Genomic DNA, 16,855 nt, shown 5'->3' with positions numbered 1-16,855 from the left:
TCGGGCGGCGCGCTTGTATGGCTGGCCGTTGTTTCATGGGTTTGCGGATCGATTACAGGCACATCGCATTCATTGGGTCGTGCCAGGACGGCTTTGCTCTGCAATCGTTTGTCGAATCTGATCAAAACTTACGACCCCCGAAAACAACGTGTCGCCCACGATTACGGTCGGCGTGGCCCGCAGACGAATCGCCTTGCCGGCGTTTTGATTCTCGGCGATGATGGCGGCGGTTTTATTTTGTTTTAGGCACTGCTCGAACTTATCGGCGTCAAGACCGGTTTCGACGGCGATATCGACAAAACTGGACGTCGCATCATCCGTGGATGCCCATTGGTTTTGCGTTTCGTAAAGACGATCGTGATACGGCCAGAATTTGTGCTGGCGCGCGGCGCAACGTGCGGCCTCGGCCGCCTTATGCGCGTGCGCGTGCATGGGTAAAGGAAAATCAAAGAATATAAACCGCGCCTTGCCGGACTGGACCAAGTCCTGACGGATGCGCCGAGCGGTGGGCGCGAAGGCACCGCAGGCGGGACACTGGTAATCGCCGAATTCGCGGATGGTTATGGGCGCGTTGTCGCTGCCTTCCGCCATGCCGAGCGCGTCGTACTTTGTTCTAAATGCGGCCATTGTGTTCTGATCGAGCTTGCGAGGATTATCGGAATCGGCCGAAGCTTCCGAGCCGCCCTGGAAACTAATCGCCATGATCGCGGCGATAATCAATACGCCGAAAATCACGACCGGGATAAACAGAACCCCGAACAGGCGGCTCGGCGCCTCTTTTATTCTCTTCATGCAGTTTTCTCGTGTGTGAGAAAGGGGTGGATTCGCCGGCAAAAATGCTCAATTGGCTGTGGCCCTTGACACCGTTTTTAATGTGGCCGGATAAAGTCCCCGGATACACAGGGTGTCCGGGGTGGCAAGGTTGGAACTGCTTTACTTGTTCGGCTGCTTGGTCATGCGCAGATAGGGCTTGAGTTCGTTCCAGCCGGCCGGGAACAGCTTCTTCGCCTCTTCGTTGGACAGTGCGGGTGACACAATCACGTCATCGCCGTCCGCCAGTTCGCCGGCGTGGTCACCTTGTAGTTGTCGGTCAACTGCAACGAATCGATGACGCGCAGGATCTCGTCGAAATTGCGCCCGGCGCTCTTCGGGTAGGTCAGCGTCATGCGGATTTTCTTGTTCGCATCGATGATGAACACGCTGCGTACGGTCGACGTATCACCCGCGTTCGGGTGGATCATGTCGTAGCGTTCGGCGACCTCGCGATCGGTATCGCCGATGATCGGGAAGTTGACCGCATTACCCTGGGTTTCCTCGATGTCCCTGGCCCAGGCCTTGTGATCGGCCACCGAGTCCACGGATACCACGATGGCTTTCACGCCACGCTGGGCGAACCGTTCCTTGAGCCCGCTGACGGCGCCCAGCTCGGTGGTGCAGACCGGTGTGAAGTCGGCCGGGTGCGACATCAGCATGCCCCAGCCGTCGCCCAGCCAGTCGTGAAAATCGATCTCGCCTTCGGTGGTATCGGCGGTGAAATTGGGGGCGGTATCGCCCAGTCGTAAACTCATCATTGATCTCCTTGGTTGAAAAATCCGACTGCAAGCGGCCACTCACTTCGAGTGGCCGCTTTCGTGAACAGGGTCAGCTTTTCTCGGCGCTGCCCTTATCGCTGCCGGATTTCTCCATTTTGGTTTGCATCATGTCGTTGCAGTTGGCCATCATGTCGTTCATCTGGGTCATCATTTGCATCATGGGCATTTGGCCGTTGTTCATCATGCCTTTGCCCTGACCCATGCTGTTGTGGCCCTGCATCATCTGACCCTTGTCGTGGCCTTGCATCATCTGTCCCATCGAGCCGGAGTTCGTCGTCTTGTCGCCCTGGGTGGCAGCGAACAGGGCGGGCGATGCCGCGAACGAAGCCGCGACGAGCGTGGCAGCCGTGAGGTGTTTCAGTGTCTTACGCATGGTCGATATCCTTGGTATGGGGTGTTGACGGTCCCGACAGCAAAGCCGGAGACGTCGTGGATTGCGCATCGGCCGATTCGGCGGTCTGCTCTTTCTTGGAACAGGACTGCATGCTTTTCATACAGATGCCCATCATGATCAGGCACGGCAGCGTGCTGAGCAGAATGGGCAGAGCCCCGACCGCGGCCAGCCAGTTCCAGCCGAAAGCCAGCCCGAGCCCGACCATGGCGATACCGCCGAGCAATAGGCGTTGACGCTTGATCCAGCGCACCGCCGGATGGCTTGTGTCGGTGGCTGAGCCGGATCCATTGGTTTGATTACTAGAGCACGACATTAGGTGTCCCTCTCAAGATGGGTGCAGGGCGATTCAATACGTGGCATAGACGTCGCCGCTGAGCGTGCGAACCACGAACGGGCCTTGTTTCTTGCCTGGCATGCCGGGTGTGCCCGCCGGCATACCCGGCAGGGATATGCCCTTGATGTCGGGTTGCTCGCGCAACAGCTTGGCGATGGCCGGTTCTGGCACATGGCCGACGACGACATAATGGCCAATCAGCATCGTATGGCAGGACGCGAGCTTCGGCGGGACGCCATGCTTGTCGTTGAAACCGGCCAGGTCGTCGGTATCGATCACCTTGACGTCATAGCCTTTGTTGTCGAGGTACGCCGCATACTGCTCGCAGCACATGCAGCCCGGGTTGTGATACAAGCTGACTTTCACCGGTGCGGCCAACGCGTTACCGGAAAAAATCGACGTCAAAACCAGCAGCGACAGCAGCGCCGTGGCTTTTTTCAGATATAACTTCATTGGGGAATAACTCCACGTGACGTGATTTAAGGCGACGTCCGAGGGGGCGGCACGTGGGAGTTCCTACGAAAACGCAGGTCTGTACCACATCACCGCACGTCCAGCCGATGCGTCGTAACGCGATCTTAGGCAGGACGTGTAAAACCCGGACGCGAGGCGCAAAAAGCGCCCGTCAGGTCAAGCGTGGGTGTATCGCGGGGGGAAGGGGTCAGGCCCCTGGAGCAGGCGGCCCGAATGCACGCGCAGAACAAATACCGGCGCCACATGCTCAGGCGACACTAGCGCTACGGTCGACACAGCGATAGCCGCCGTCGTTGCACAAACGGACACAACACAAGCGGTTGCCATCGTGCTCGAAGGCGGCTGGCTCGTGGGATCGGCCTGGCAGAGCGTGCAATCTTTGGACGGACTTTGCGAAGGCATCGACCACGCCATCACCGCCGGGCTAGCCAGCACGCCGCTGAGCATCAGCGTTGCGATCAGGAGATGGATGATTACGCGCTTCACATGTTGAGTATAGGGGCTCGATCGAACGGTTACAATACGGTCATTGGACGCGCGCTGGTCAAATGTTTTCAGGTGGGGCGTCATTTACCGACGGCTCGCCCCTGGTAAATAAATGCCATCGGTTTCGGCCCTTTCATATAGCCGGTTTCGAGTTACTTGATGTCGAATCCGCCGTGCTCGATAAGCATCTCAATGGGGCGGTTCAGGTGGCAACCGCCGCTGATTTTCGACCACACGGGCGTCAAGCGATCCTGCCATTGCCTAACCTTGTTTTCCGGCCCCAAGCCATGTTCGACGAACAGCAGCTGCCCGCCCGGTTTGAGCACGCGTCGCATCTCAGCCAGCGCCTGTGGCGCCTGCGGTATGGTGCAGAGTGACCACGTCGTCACCACCGTGTCGATGCTGTGATCATCGAGCGGAATCGCCTCGGCCGATCCTTCGATAAAGCTCACCGGCAAAGCCGACCCGGCGGCCGAGCTTCGCGCCATCGCGACCAGTCGCGGCGAGGGCTCAAGGCCCTGGATTTCGCGCACATCAAGTGAGTAAAAAGGCAGATTGAGACCGGAGCCGATACCGATTTCCAACACATGGCCCTGCGCCATGGCGACGACACGCTTACGATACGGCACCAAATGCCGATTACGCATCGATAGATGGCACAGTCTCGGCAAAATGACATTGTTGTAGAAACTCATGTGTCCTCAGCTATAGGAGCCGTATAGGCTGGATAAGCACCGATGGCGCCGAAGCACGCGTTGCAAGGTTAGCCGCCAGCAGACGCGGCTCGACGCTCGGCGGATGGCGCTACATCCCGTGTTTGATGCCGCGTTTGATCAGCCACCAGTTCGCGGGATAGGCGGTCGCGAAGCCGATGATCATGGCAATCTGCATCATGAACCAGAAGGTCGCCGATGCGACATGGGGTTTTTCGGGCAGCAGCAGCTTAATCGCGGCGGCGATCCATGTCGTCTCCGAACTGGTCTTCATCCTCAACTCGGCTCGACTCCTGCCAGCACCGGAGAAAACCAAGACGGCAGCCGCGCCCGAATCCAAATCCGCGGCGGCATGAAGCGTGGCCGTCGCTTCACCGTGCATCGACATCTGCAAGCTCGACCGCAAGACCGACCTGTGTGTCGGGTGTTTGCGCACGGCAGAGGAAATTCGTCAGTGGCGCAAGCTCAGCGACTCTAGGCGCCGTCGAATCCTGGCCGAACGCTGCCGGCGTGAGGCGAAGTTGGCCTGGCGCCGCTGACGACCAAGGTTCCAATCGTAGTAACTATGCGCTCCATCGATTGGTCGTGGGCTAATACTCGAGCCACAAACCGCGACGCAGGAGTGCGGCGGTCTAAATCTTTTCTGTCATACGCTTTCCGGCTGTTGCAGCTTGCCCCGAGGTCTCGCGCAGGATGCCCACGGCCGTGTAACCAAATAAGAGCGCGACCAGGGCCCCCACGATCCAATCGGGCCATGGCACGTTGAAGACGAGCACTAGGCCACCCGCGACTACGGTTGCGGCATTGCCAATGGCATCGTTACGCGTACATAGCCACATCGCCCGCATGTTGATGTCTTGGTGACGATAGCGCATTAGAAGGCCAGCGGAGGCCAGATTGGCCAGCAGCGCTATGAAGCCCATGCCGATCATAATAGTGGCTACGGGCAATGCGCCGGTCACAATCTGATGAATCAATTGCGCACCAATGCCCGCCGCAAGTACAAGCTCAATCAAAGCATTTGTGAAACCGGCGCGGGTGCGAGCACGAAGCGTACGGTTGAGAGCGAATAGCCCGATCCCTAGACCCACCGCATCGATCAACATATCGACCGAATCGGCCTGCAGTGCGCTTGAGTGCGCCCAGAGGCCAACACTCATTTCGGCCACGAACATCACGGCATTGATTACCAGCGCCGCGATCAGGGCGCGTCGTTGTCCCCCGGACGCCTCACTGAGATCGCCGGCAGAACAGCCACAGCAGCTCTCGGCCATCGTCGAATTCCTCGTCTGTTGTGTTGCCGCCTGCCTACAAAGTAGCGATCGATGCCAGCCGATCAGGGTATCAGTGCGATTCGTCGCACCGGACTCGCAAGATACTTGCTGATCGAGTGAATGGCGATAGCCGAAAAGCGTCGATCCGTACGATCGGACAACGATCGCAACGCGGTAATAGTTTTCAATACAAAGTGCTGCGGTTCAGCATATGGGCGAGAACGTAGCCTGAACTCAATAATAAAGCATAGTAATACATTGATTGTTATAAGTTTTTATATATAGTGCGCCGCAAGCAACCTGCCTGTATCGCTTGAGAAATATCCGACGTGTACGTACAACCGCTGCTCTACACGCTGATCCCGGTGGCCGCAGCCGCACTGTCCGGGGCAGTGGCCGCCGTTCGCGTTCCGGGCGAACAGGCGACTAGTGCTGTACAACACCTGGCCGCCGGCGTCGTATTCGCGGCGGCAGCTATTGAACTTGTTCCAGGGGTACTGCACTCGGCACCGCTACCCGCCATTATAGGCTTCGCGCTCGGGATTGTGGTCATGTTTGCCCTGCGCCACCTCAGTGATGCCGCGGAGCGGCGAGCCGAGCGTCGGGGATTGCCACTGTCGATCGGGCTGATCGTGACCATCGGCATCGACTTTTTCATTGACGGCGTGGTGCTCGGCGCCGGCTTCACTAACGACAGCCAAACCGGAATCTTGCTCACCATCGCGATCACGCTGGAATATCTGTTCGTCGGCCTTTCCGTGGCCGCGACTCTGCCCACCCGAGCGCCGTGGGCATTAATTGCACTCCCTACTGGCCTCGCGCTGTTCACGATAGGTGGCACCGCGTTGGGGGTGGCAATGCTCACCGGCGCCTCAAAGCCGGTTACGGCGGCCGTGTTGGCTTTTGGTGCCGTGGTCTTCATGTATTTGGTCACTGAGGAGCTTCTTGTCAAAGCGCATGAGCAAGGCGACACCGCATTTGGATCGGCCACTTTCTTCGTCGGCTTCCTCTGCTATCTCCTGATCGAGCAGGCGCTCGCGACGTAGAGCATGCGGCGCTTGACTCGTCGTTTTGAGCGTCAGGCGCTTTCCATGCCTTTATCGGCCACGGGTGTTCGTGCGCACGGCTGTGAGGTCGCCATACTTCGAATGGCGTTCGCGGCAACGATCAGGACCGGCCGCCTGAAATTATGTAACCAGGGCCGACCGATTCATCGTGAAGTCGGTCGTATACGGCCTCGTCGCGCGATAAAGCGCGGCATGTGTTTACACGGAGCATGCCAAGAGTCACGAACAACGCCACCATCACAGCTCCGGCCATCATCACGATCATAGCCACGGCGTTTCGGCCGATGCCGACCGGCGCTATCTGTATACCGCGCTCGGCTTGTTGATGGCGTTCATGGTCGTGGAAGTGATCGTCGGGCTCATCGCGCAGTCGCTGGCGCTGATCACGGACGCCGGGCACATGCTCACCGACGCGGGCGCCATCGGTCTGTCTCTGGTGGTCATGCGGCTGGCCAGTCGGCCACCCAAAGGTCGATTCACCTTCGGTCTGAAACGCGCCGCAATCCTGAGCGCGCAGACCAACGGGCTGGTTCTTTTACTGCTGTCGATCTGGTTCCTGGTGGAGGGTGTCATTCGACTGATTGAGCCGCCGCAGGTCAACGGATTGTTGGTCGGCATCGTCGCGCTGGTCGGCATCGTGGTGAACCTGGCCGCGACCTGGGCGCTGAGCCGTGCCAGTCGCGAGAGTCTCAACGACGAGGGCAGTTTCCAGCATATCCTGACCGATCTATATGCGTTTATTGCGACCGCGATCGCCGGTTTTCTGATTTTCTGGACCGGCTGGACGCGCTGGCCGCCCTGACCGTGGCCGCGTTCATGCTCAAGGCCGGCTACGGTCTGGTCCGCGAATCGGGACGTGTCTTTCTCGAGGCCGCGCCCGTGGGGCTCGACCCGTCAACACTGGAATCGGCCATCCGCGAAGTGCCGGGCGTGCGCAACGTGCGCGATCTGCATGTCTGGGAGGTGACTTCTGGCATGCCGTGCTTGTCGGCCGAGATCCACGTCGATGAAGGGATCGATTGTCATGGGATTCGTCGCTCGGTGGACGCGATGCTGCACGAGCGTTTCGACATCGCCCACAGCACGCTGCAAACCGAACACGTATCGTCGATCGGCGAGATCGAGACCGATATCCCCATCATGTCTGTGTATTCGAGCAGCCGGCTTCGTAAGCCGTATGCGCGCGGTGTTTGCGCTGTAAGCGCTCACGTGAAGTCGTAGGCACGATGGTTGCCATGCCCGCCAGATACGCCTGCGTCGATTCCGGGCGGCGTGGGTCCGGTCCGCCGAACTCGAACGGCGCGAAGTCGAGGGGCTTTATAAACTCACGCGCTCAATGCGCGTCATGCAGGCATTGGTCGTGATCGGCCAGGATCTCGATCACCCGGCAATCGCGAACCCGACCATGCCGATCGCAATCGGCCATGCGCTCCAGTTCCTCTTTCAACGCCGTCAAGCGTGCAATGCGGCTGTCAATCGCGGCGAGTTGGGCGGTCGCGATGGCATCGGCCTGTTCACAGGAGCGCATCGGATGGTGCTGCATCTCGATCAATGTCCGGATGGCGTCGACCTCGAAACCGAGTTCGCGCGCATGCCGGATGAAGCGCAGTTGTTGGGCCGCCTCGGCGTCGTAGCACCGCCGATTACTGGCGGTGCGCGGCGGCTCGGGCAACAGACCGATCTGCTCGTAATACCGGATCGTCGGGATCTTCACCCCACTGGTTTCGGCCACCTGACCGATGGACAAGGTAGTCACGGTTTCCTCCATGTTCTATAGCCACTGTAGATATAGGGATTGGATGTCGCCGCGTCAACCATCAAGTCTTGTAGAAAATCAAGGCTTCGATAAATAACGCTTGATCCTATAGCGGCTAGAGCATTTAAGGTCTGAGGTCATTAAAGCACCGACGACGGATCGAGTCATGAATACATCGGTAAACCAGAGCCGCTATCGCATCGACGGCATGGACTGCGCGAGCTGTGCGGCCAAGATCGAAGGCGCGGCACGCCGCGTCAAAGGCGTGAATCACGTCGACGTCTCCGTGGCGGCCCGCAGCATGACCGTCGAACATGACGACGAGGTCCGACTGGACAAACTGGAAAAACGAATCCGTACGTTGGGCTATGGCGCCCGCCGATTGGCGGCCAACGAAGGCTTGTCGCCGAGCGCCGAGTCGGCATGCTGCGAGCACGAGCACCGCCATGGCCAATGCGGGCATGGAGAGCCGGATGCGTTCGATGCCCCGCTGGAAAGCGATGACCAGAGGCGTGTTACGCGCTATCAGGTCCACGGCATGGACTGCGCCAGCTGCGCAGCCAAGATCGATGGCGCCGCTCGGCGTGTTAACGGTGTGGACGAGGTACAGGTGTCGGTTGCGACAACGAGCATGAGCGTTCGTCACGCGCCCGACGCGAACCTCGCCCGCCTTGAAAAACGCATCGGCGCGCTGGGGTATGGTGTCCAGCGACTGACCGCGAACGCACCGCCGTCCGACGCGCAAGCGCCGTGCGGTTGTGGCCATGATCACGCATCGTCTCACGATGAGCCGGCGGCCGATGGCGACAAAGCATCCAGCCCACCGCCTTGGTATCGCCATGCGAAGATCATGACGACCGCGGCCTGTGGCGCGGCGCTCGCGGTCGCGTTTGGATTGTCGCAGGTGATGCCGGCCTATGCCGTCTTCTTCTTTGGCGCTGCCATGTTGATCGGGCTGATACCGGTGGCGCGCCGGGCCATTACGGGCGCGCTGCTGGCCGGTACGCCGTTCTCGATCGAGATGCTGATGACCATTGCCGCGGTCGGCGCGGTCGCACTAGGCGCCACCCGCGAAGCAGCGGTCGTGGTGTTGCTTTTCCTGATCGGCGAATGGCTCGAAGGCGTCGCGGCCGGGCGGGCGCGGTCGAGCATTTCGGCGCTCGCCGACCTGGTACCTAAGACCGCACGGATCGTCGATCCGCAAGGCACAATCCGCGAAGTTGCTGCCGACACGCTCGACAAAGGCGTGACGGTTCTGGTCCGACCGGGCGATCGCATCCCCGCGGACGGCACGGTCATCGACGGTGAGAGTGCGGTCGATCAGGCGCCGGTTACGGGCGAGAGCACGCCGGTCACCAAACGAGTCGACGATTCGGTCTTTGCCGGGACGATCAACGGTGCGGCCGCGCTTCATATCCGCGTGACCGCCGCCGCCCAGGACAACACGATCGCTCGCGTCGTGCGGCTCGTGGAAGAGGCTCAGGAATCCAAGGCCCCCACCGAGCGCTTTATCGATCGTTTCGCTCGTTACTACACGCCGGCGGTCGTCGCTGTGGCGGCTTTGGTAGCCATCGTGCCGCCTCTGGCGTTTGGTGCTGCGTGGAGCGTTTGGATATACAAAGCGCTGGCGATTCTCTTGATCGGCTGCCCGTGCGCGCTGGTTATTTCCACGCCGGCTGCGGTCGCGGCTGCCTTGTCGGCGGGCGCCCGGCGCGGCCTGCTGATCAAAGGCGGCGCGGTACTGGAAACGCTTGGCACCATCGGTGCCGTGGCCTTCGACAAGACCGGCACGCTAACCGAGGGCAAGCCGCGCGTGACCGACATCGTCGCGGTCGGCGAGCATGACGAGAACGAGATCTTGCGTCTGGCGGCCGCCCTGGAACAGAGCGCGAGCCATCCGCTGGCCGCGGCCATTGTGGACGCCGCTCGCCAGCGCGCGATCACGATTCCGGGCGTCGAACGCGCTGCGGCCGTCCAGGGCCAGGGCGTTACCGCCGATCTGAGCGAGCGCAGACTGTTTCTGGGCTCGCTGACTGCCGCCGGTGAGCGCGCCGCGATCGATGCGGCCACCACCGCGCGGATTCAGGCACTCAACGACGAGGGTAAGAGCGTGGCAGTGCTGGTCGCCGACGGTCAGTTGATGGGCGTGCTCGCCCTGCGTGACGAACCTCGGCCCAAAGCCGCCGCGGCCCTGAACGAGCTGGCGCGGCGGGGGTTGCAGTCAGTCATGCTGACTGGTGACAACGCGCGTACCGCCAAAGCGATCGGTCGTCGTCTTGATATTGAGGTGCACGCCGATCTCATGCCCGAAGACAAGCAGCGGATCGTGCGGGAACTTCAGGCCCAAGGTGTGCGTGTCGCCAAAGTGGGCGATGGCATCAATGACGCGCCGGCGCTGGCGGCCGCCGATGTCGGTATCGCGATGGGCGGTGGCACCGATGTCGCGCTCGAGACCGGTGATGCGGCAAGCCTGCACGGTGATTTGCGCGATGTGGGCGACATGATTGCGCTCTCTAAGCGCACGATGGCCAACATCCGCCAGAACATCGGTATCGCTTTCGGTCTGAAAGCTGTTTTCTTGGTGACCACGATCGCGGGGCTGACTGGTCTATGGCCGGCGATCCTGGCCGATACCGGTGCGACCGTGCTGGTGACCGCCAACGCGTTGCGTCTCTTGCGCACACCCGCGCGATCGCGCCGGACGAAACCGGTATCGGAATCCCGTGAATTAGCCCAAGCGTAGTTGTCGACGGGCGGCTGTGGCCTTGGTTGAAGGGCTCATCGTTTTGACCGGATCCCACTCGGAATTAACGAAAATTGCATCGACTTTCTTGAGACGGATTAGGACCGCAATTGTGTAACACCGTCATACAAACATATATTCAACTGTGACAATAAAGATCCGCTCAGCAACACACCACACAGCGTGTCGGTCGCTTGGGCGCAGCGAAAACGGAGCTTCTTATGAGTCATGATCACACTCATCACGACCACGGACATGGCCATCACGATCACAGCCATGCCATTTCTGCCGATGCGGATCGACGCTATCTGTATACCGCCCTCGGGCTGTTAGTCGCCTTCATGGCGTTCGAGGTCGTGGTCGGTATTATCGTCAATTCTCTGGCATTGATCGCAGACGCCGGCCATATGCTCACCGACGCGGGCGCGATTGGGCTGGCACTCGTTGCCATGCGCCTGGCAAGCCGGCCCGCCAGCGGGCGATTCACATTCGGGCTAAAGCGGTCCGAGATCCTGAGCGCGCAAGCCAACGGCATCACGCTGCTGCTGTTATCGGTGTGGTTCGTCATCGAGGGCGTCATGCGGCTGGTCGCACCGCCGCAGGTCGACGGGCTGTTCGTCGGGGTGGTGGCGCTTGTCGGCATCGTGTTCAATCTCGGCGCGACCTGGGCTCTGAGCAAGGCCAATCGCGAAAGCCTCAACGTCGAGGGCAGTTTTCAGCATATCCTGACCGACCTCTATGCTTTTATTGCGACCGCGATTGCGGGCTTTGCCATCTGGTGGACCGGCTGGTATCGCCTGGACGCGGTGGCCGCCCTGATCGTAGCCGCGCTGATGCTCAAGGCCGGCATTGGCCTTGTACGCGAATCCGGGCGCGTTTTCCTTGAGGCCGCGCCCGCCGGCCTGCATCCGGAAACCCTGGATGCCGCCATCCGCGACGTGCCCGGCGTCTTGGGCGTCGAGGATCTGCACGTCTGGGAAGTCACGTCGGGCATGGCCTGCCTGTCGGGCGATATTCTGGTCGGCACAAACGCCGACTGCCATGCGATCCGGCGCGCCGTCCAAACGATGCTGCACGACGACTTCAAGATTGAGCACAGTACGCTCCAGGCCGAACATGTGGCCGATGACTCGGCGCGTATCGGGACACGGGAAGGTCCAGGCGATTCCTGTGTGTTCGCTGGCGGGCACGCATAAACGGTGTCGGCCGCGCGCTCTACTAGGCCCGCAACTGCCTTGCCCCTGTCCCGGGCGCTTTGATGGCGCCACTGATCTAAACGCGTTCCCTTGAGGGTTCGATGTTCGTCTGGCTGAAGGTCTTTCATATCACTTTCATGGTCATTTGGCTGGCCGGCCTGGTCAGCCTGCCGCGCTTGTTCGTGTATCACGCCGGCGCGAAAGACCGACCAAGAAGTGATCAGAGCTCCGTGCTCTTGGTGGGTACGATCGAGCGGAATCTATCGCGGCTGATGTCGGTCGGAGCAGGCGTCACGATCATTGCCGGGGTGTGGATGCTGGTTCTCCTCGGGGGAAGCTGGATCGCTCACAACGGCTGGTTTCATGCCAAGCTCGTTCTCGTCCTACTTCTGCTCGGCTTCCATGGCTGGTGCCAGTTGCAAAACAAGAAATTTCGCGAAAACCGCAATCACGGCACGCGGGGTTACTTTCAGGCCATGAGCGCGATGCCCATCGTGTTGCTGTTCCTGATTCTCTCGCTCGTCGAGATCAAGCCTTTTTAGGCTTCCATGGGTTGAGTAGCCGGGAGTTCATATGGCGTGGGACAAAAACGAGTTTCGCAAGCGCTACAACACACTGGCCCGTATCTACGACCCCGGATTGGGGTTGTATCGAGCTGTTGGTTTGCGTATCGAGACATATCGACAAGAGACCGTTGCTGCGTTGCAACTTCGGCCGGGCGATACCGTGGTCGATCTGGGATGTGGTACCGGTTTGAATTTCTCGTATTTACATGCCGCGGTCGGTGCCTCCGGTCATATTATCGGTGTGGATCTAACACCGGCGATGTTGGCAAAGGCGAAGCATCGCGTACAGAAGGCCGGATGGAACAATGTGACGTTGATCGAGGCGGACATGTCAACGTTCTATTTGCCGCCGCAGGCGAACGGCATTTTATCCACCCTGGCGCTGGCCACTGTGCCCGATTACGGCGACGTGGTCGCGAAAGTCGCATCCTCTGTGAATGCGGGCGCGCGGATTGCCAATTTTGAGTTGCAATGGCCGGAGCGCTGGCCAACCTGGCTGGCTCGGTTGGCTGTCTTTTTGAATCGGCCGGCCGGGGTGACACCCGATATCGTCAGGCGCCGACCGGCGACTGCGATCGAACGGTACTTCGAGCAGGTTGAGACCCGCGAACTTTATTTTGGCGCCGCTTATATCTGTTCCGGTACGGCTCCGAAAGAAAACTAATCACGAGTGCGAGTACCGCCCAAACCAGGCGCAAAAATCACGTCGTTTCCTCGTCCATGCGCGATTTTTAGACCGTTCTGGCTTCAGCCCAAGCCGTTTCTGTCTCACGCCATTCAAGATTTAGGACGACTTGGCAGGCGAGCGCAACTTTCGTTAGTGGGCCTTTATTCATTGTGCCTCGGCCGGTCGGCGTAATGATCCAGCCAACCTTTTGGCGGCATGCCTTCGCGTTCATGCCAATGCCCGCCGCGGCCCCGGAACAGTACGGTGGGCGTGCCGCTGCCACCCACGTCGAACATCGCCTGGCGGTTCGTCTTTAGAACGCGGCCAAGCGCACCTTTGGGTTGTCCGACCGCGATACCACCTTGCTCATGCTGGACGTCGAAATTCGATTCATTCCGAGCCAGATCCGCCGCTGGATCCTTGGCTTTCAGGATCGTGGCGGCGCGGCCGACACTACTCGGCCCGAGCACACCGACCATGATCCAGTGAATGCGTAGTCGTCCGGCTTTCACCAAAGGCTCGACCTGCTGATACAAGTGGTGACAGTAAATGCAGTTTGGATCCGCGAACACATACAGTGTCGGCGCATCCTTTGATCCTTCGGTCACCATGCGATCGGCGTCGAGCGAATGGATGACCTTGCCGACGTCGGGTTTCGGCTTGTACTTCCGCGCGTACTGCTTGGACAGATTGTGCCCTTGTGGGTCGTAGAGCGGCCCCAGCATCAGATAGCCGTCTTCGCCATAGACGACGGTCTGGTAGCCGCGGTGCTCCACGAGATAGCCCGTGAGGCCGTTCTTATCGGTGGGAAATTGCTTCATGACCTGCGTCTTGCCGGCATCGACCATGTCCTGAAGCACTTTCGGATAATGCGTATTGGATGCCGGGGCTGACCAAGCCGGCCACACGGTGGTGATCGTCAGGCCAAAGGCGAGGACGAGGCCTTGAGCGATCGGGGCGAGATCGGTGACGTCGCGTCGTTTCATTGCGGGCTCTTGTCTCTGGAAAGGGTGCAGCCGCACTGGCAGCGTGCCGCTGTGATCGGATCTCGATCTATTCGACTAGACGCACGCCCTTGGCGCGACGCATAGCCTCAACGCGATCGCGGATCGTATTTCGAACCGTCTCGTAATCCTTGATTGCCCGGAGCGTCAGGCTGTCAGCGCTGCGGTCGGTCGAGAGCACTTCAACATTCCCGCGACCGCAGAGACGATAAAGAAGCGGCGCCGTGGGATTCGTATCTTCGACACGATAGAGTTCGACCTCCTCGCCGCGGCGCGTCAGGATCCCCCAGGTTTTGCGTAGACGCTCATTCGTGAGCGCATAACGGATGCTCTGCACCGACCAGGCGTAAAAGCCGGCGATCGCTACGGGTACCAGGGCGACACCAGCCCAAGGCCAGGGGGCGTAGACGCCGGGAATGCCGGCGACGATTGCGGCGATCAGATAGACATGTAGGTTGACGACCTGACCCGGACCCGCCGACCAGATGATCTGTTCATCCTCGACTGTGCCAGGGGCCGCTTTACGGCCGGCCGGGATATGGGTGCCATCGTCGCTTGAATCGTTCATCGACTGTGCCAGGGGAAGTGACGGCACTAATCTGCTGGGATAGTCGCGTTGCGAAAACAAAAAATCCCGACACGACCGTGCGGAATTAGGGGTAGCCGCATGGGGCGTCTCATCGCCTCAAGTGTCACACGCAATCTGTGCGGTCTCGACATGACAGGCAATACAACATCTAACGGCACGGTGTCGGAGTTTGGGCCGGACCGTGGCGCGGCGATGGTCAGAAACTGACCAGCACCCAGTCGAGCCGCGACCTGTCAGCGATTGCGCGGTCGAAATTCGAGGTTTTCCACAGCGAATGTGAGGAAAAAGGAAGGCCCCTCGAAAGGGGCCTGGATGTGGATCAGACTGCTGGTTTGATCGACGCGATGCACTGGCGTGGAATCCGCCAGTGTGAACCGTCGTCGGCGCGACCAATCAGCGGCTTCTTGGAGGCCAGCGTCACCGTTTGCGGCACACAGCCCTCGGTGAGCGTGACTTGGTCGCCGATGGATGCCGCGGTCACCGTGCGCTTGAGGCGTTGTTTGTCGGCATGACGCCGGCGAACACGCGCTCGCCACGGTGCGGCGAACTCACTGCCGGGTACCGGCACCTCGTCGAGATAGGACACCGGGCACGAGAGCTCGGCCGGTCCCATCGATTCGGTGACGGGTTTGTAGCCCCAGCCATAGCCCGGATTGCGCACCATCAGATAAGCGACGATCAATCGACCAAACTCGGGGTATTTCAGGTTTTCCTGAACGGTCCAGAGCACGTTGCCCCGCACGCATTTGCGATGCGTGCGCAGGTTGGGATCACCTTCGGTGAGATGCTGGATGAGTTCGGCCTTCGTCTGGCCTTGTGTGATTAACCATCCCATGGTGCTGCTCCTGTAAAAAAGGGGAACACCGGAGCCCGCCAAGGACACTGTGTTCCCCGCAGGTGGATGAAGACAGCTGAAACTGTCCGATATGGCGTATGAAACGCCCGGCGGACGCGAACTAGATCAGTCCGCGCTCAGCCATCGACGTGGTGGTTTCGCCTACGATGAGGTGATCAAGCACGCGAATATCGAACAGAGCCAGCGCCTCGGTGAGCCGACGCGTAATGTCGCGATCAGCCGCGCTAGGCTCGGCCACGCCCGACGGATGGTTGTGGTAGAAGATGACGCCGGCGGCGTTGTGCATCAGACACTCCTTGGCGACTTCTCGCGGATAGACCGCAGCGCCGTCAAGCGTGCCCCGGAACAGCGTTTGGTTATCGATGACACGGTTCCGGGTGTCGAGAAAAATCGCCCCGAAGACCTCGTGTTCGAGGCGGGCGAGTTGCAAGCGCAAGTAGTCGCGCGTGGCTGCGGGATCGGAGAGCACGTTCCTTTTAATGAGTCCGCGCTCGATGATCTCGATGGCTTGTTGGACGATGGCGGACTCGTCCGGCGTGATGGATAGCAGCATGGTTTTGCTCCTTGGAAAAAAGGGCACACCACGCCCAGCGGGGCGTCGGGCGCCCCGCGGTGGGTCGAAAATGCTCGCTGGAAACGAGCGGGTAGGCAGTCAGATCAGTCGATGGCCGCGAAGATGGCCGGGCCTTCGGTATGGTCGCCGGCATAATCTCTCAGCCGATCGAACATCTCCTCGTGCCTTGGGCTGCGCGTCTTCCAGACCAACGCATTGAGTGCAAAAAGTGTCGCGACGACGCCGGCGGCATCGGGCGACATGTCGCCTTCGTATCCGTTGCCGGCACAGCAGATCCGGATGCTGTCGCAATCGAGATCCGGGGCCATGTAATAGCCGCCGTTGCTCAATTCGTAAAACGTCCAATAGCCGCCATCGTAGTCCGGCGCCAAGTCGGACAGCGCGTTGTAAACCAGGGATTCGCCGATCAGCATGTTCGCGCCACGGCCGAAAAACCGAGGCAGGAACCGCATCCGTTGATGGTCGGGAACCCACGTTGCCGTGAGGAGAATGGACTGGCCGTCGACGGATTCGTCAATTGCATAGGGCATGGTGTTGCTCCTTGGTGAATAGGGGCAGACACCACGCCGC

At 60.1% G+C, this 16,855-nt stretch carries 18 protein-coding genes and 3 pseudogenes; 7 read left to right on the top strand and 14 right to left on the bottom strand.

Features of this window, described 5'->3' with window-relative positions:
- Positions 1–69: 69 nt before the first annotated feature.
- The 7 genes and pseudogenes from ACFOSU_RS16480 to ACFOSU_RS16450 all read right to left on the bottom strand — a co-directional run bounded on the left by ACFOSU_RS16480 (position 70) and on the right by ACFOSU_RS16450 (position 4,381).
- Complete coding sequence (locus ACFOSU_RS16480) at positions 70–792, bottom strand: DsbA family protein (protein WP_380691013.1); 723 nt, start codon at positions 790–792, stop codon at positions 70–72.
- 141 nt (positions 793–933) lie between these two features.
- A pseudogene (locus ACFOSU_RS16475) lies at positions 934–1,568 on the bottom strand (peroxiredoxin).
- 73 nt (positions 1,569–1,641) lie between these two features.
- A complete protein-coding gene (locus ACFOSU_RS16470) occupies positions 1,642–1,965 on the bottom strand; it encodes a hypothetical protein (protein WP_380691012.1) in 324 nt (107 codons plus the stop codon).
- A complete protein-coding gene (locus tag ACFOSU_RS16465; protein ID WP_380691011.1) occupies positions 1,958–2,236 on the bottom strand; it encodes a hypothetical protein in 279 nt (92 codons plus the stop codon). Before ACFOSU_RS16465 ends, ACFOSU_RS16470 begins: the two co-directional genes overlap by 8 nt.
- A gap of 96 nt (positions 2,237–2,332) precedes the next feature.
- Complete coding sequence (locus tag ACFOSU_RS16460) at positions 2,333–2,773, bottom strand: DUF411 domain-containing protein (protein ID WP_380691010.1); 441 nt, start codon at positions 2,771–2,773, stop codon at positions 2,333–2,335.
- Positions 2,774–3,360: 587 nt separating this feature from the next.
- Positions 3,361–3,975: pseudogene (locus ACFOSU_RS16455) on the bottom strand (class I SAM-dependent methyltransferase).
- A 109-nt stretch (positions 3,976–4,084) separates the two neighbouring features.
- A complete protein-coding gene (locus tag ACFOSU_RS16450; RefSeq protein ID WP_380691009.1) occupies positions 4,085–4,381 on the bottom strand; it encodes a DUF4396 domain-containing protein in 297 nt (98 codons plus the stop codon).
- Between ACFOSU_RS16450 and ACFOSU_RS16445 the strand changes: the two genes are divergently transcribed.
- Complete coding sequence (locus tag ACFOSU_RS16445) at positions 4,353–4,532, top strand: DUF1289 domain-containing protein (RefSeq protein ID WP_380691008.1); 180 nt, start codon at positions 4,353–4,355, stop codon at positions 4,530–4,532. The genes ACFOSU_RS16450 and ACFOSU_RS16445 overlap by 29 nt on opposite strands.
- Positions 4,533–4,625: 93 nt before the next feature.
- On the opposite strand, the gene ACFOSU_RS16440 is transcribed toward ACFOSU_RS16445, so the two are convergent.
- Complete coding sequence (locus tag ACFOSU_RS16440; protein ID WP_380691007.1) at positions 4,626–5,267, bottom strand: cation transporter; 642 nt, start codon at positions 5,265–5,267, stop codon at positions 4,626–4,628.
- Between the two features lie 329 nt (positions 5,268–5,596).
- On the opposite strand from ACFOSU_RS16440, the gene ACFOSU_RS16435 reads away from it, so the two are divergent.
- Both ACFOSU_RS16435 and ACFOSU_RS16430 read left to right on the top strand, forming a co-directional pair.
- The gene (locus tag ACFOSU_RS16435; RefSeq protein ID WP_380691006.1) at positions 5,597–6,313 is read left to right on the top strand and encodes a ZIP family metal transporter; all 717 of its coding nucleotides are present in this window, start codon (positions 5,597–5,599) and stop codon (positions 6,311–6,313) included.
- Positions 6,314–6,659: 346 nt separating this feature from the next.
- Positions 6,660–7,555, top strand: a pseudogene (locus ACFOSU_RS16430) (cation diffusion facilitator family transporter).
- Between the two features lie 112 nt (positions 7,556–7,667).
- Here ACFOSU_RS16430 and ACFOSU_RS16425 read toward each other — a convergent pair.
- A complete protein-coding gene (locus ACFOSU_RS16425; RefSeq protein WP_380691005.1) occupies positions 7,668–8,102 on the bottom strand; it encodes a MerR family transcriptional regulator in 435 nt (144 codons plus the stop codon).
- A gap of 154 nt (positions 8,103–8,256) precedes the next feature.
- Between ACFOSU_RS16425 and ACFOSU_RS16420 the strand changes: the two genes are divergently transcribed.
- From ACFOSU_RS16420 to ACFOSU_RS16405, 4 genes are all read left to right on the top strand, one after another.
- The gene (locus ACFOSU_RS16420; protein ID WP_380691004.1) at positions 8,257–10,833 is read left to right on the top strand and encodes a heavy metal translocating P-type ATPase; all 2,577 of its coding nucleotides are present in this window, start codon (positions 8,257–8,259) and stop codon (positions 10,831–10,833) included.
- Positions 10,834–11,054: 221 nt separating this feature from the next.
- Positions 11,055–12,029 (top strand): cation diffusion facilitator family transporter, encoded by a 975-nt coding sequence (locus ACFOSU_RS16415; RefSeq protein WP_380691003.1) that lies wholly within the window; start codon positions 11,055–11,057, stop codon positions 12,027–12,029.
- A 101-nt stretch (positions 12,030–12,130) separates the two neighbouring features.
- Complete coding sequence (locus ACFOSU_RS16410; protein ID WP_380691002.1) at positions 12,131–12,571, top strand: CopD family protein; 441 nt, start codon at positions 12,131–12,133, stop codon at positions 12,569–12,571.
- A gap of 31 nt (positions 12,572–12,602) precedes the next feature.
- Entirely contained in the window at positions 12,603–13,259 is a 657-nt protein-coding gene (locus ACFOSU_RS16405; RefSeq protein ID WP_380691001.1) for a class I SAM-dependent methyltransferase, read from the top strand.
- A gap of 164 nt (positions 13,260–13,423) precedes the next feature.
- On the opposite strand, the gene dsbG is transcribed toward ACFOSU_RS16405, so the two are convergent.
- The 5 genes from dsbG to ACFOSU_RS16380 form a co-directional block, all read right to left on the bottom strand.
- Complete coding sequence (gene dsbG, locus ACFOSU_RS16400) at positions 13,424–14,248, bottom strand: thiol:disulfide interchange protein DsbG (RefSeq protein ID WP_380691000.1); 825 nt, start codon at positions 14,246–14,248, stop codon at positions 13,424–13,426.
- A 67-nt stretch (positions 14,249–14,315) separates the two neighbouring features.
- On the bottom strand, positions 14,316–14,834 hold the full coding sequence (locus ACFOSU_RS16395) for a PH domain-containing protein (protein WP_353250968.1): 519 nt from the start codon (positions 14,832–14,834) through the stop codon (positions 14,316–14,318).
- 340 nt (positions 14,835–15,174) lie between these two features.
- On the bottom strand, positions 15,175–15,732 hold the full coding sequence (locus tag ACFOSU_RS16390) for a DUF6927 domain-containing protein (protein ID WP_380690999.1): 558 nt from the start codon (positions 15,730–15,732) through the stop codon (positions 15,175–15,177).
- A gap of 79 nt (positions 15,733–15,811) precedes the next feature.
- Positions 15,812–16,264, bottom strand: a complete 453-nt coding sequence (locus tag ACFOSU_RS16385; protein WP_380690998.1) for a JAB domain-containing protein — start codon at positions 16,262–16,264, stop codon at positions 15,812–15,814.
- Positions 16,265–16,368: 104 nt separating this feature from the next.
- Positions 16,369–16,815, bottom strand: coding sequence for an antirestriction protein (locus ACFOSU_RS16380; protein WP_353250970.1), 447 nt, complete (start codon positions 16,813–16,815; stop codon positions 16,369–16,371).
- Between the last annotated feature and the right edge of the window lie 40 nt (positions 16,816–16,855).

It is taken from the genome of Salinisphaera aquimarina (assembly GCF_042643355.1).
Classification (GTDB): domain Bacteria; phylum Pseudomonadota; class Gammaproteobacteria; order Nevskiales; family Salinisphaeraceae; genus Salinisphaera; species Salinisphaera aquimarina.
The sequence above is the reverse complement of the archived record's forward strand: the minus strand, read 5'-3'. Positions and strand labels throughout refer to the sequence as shown.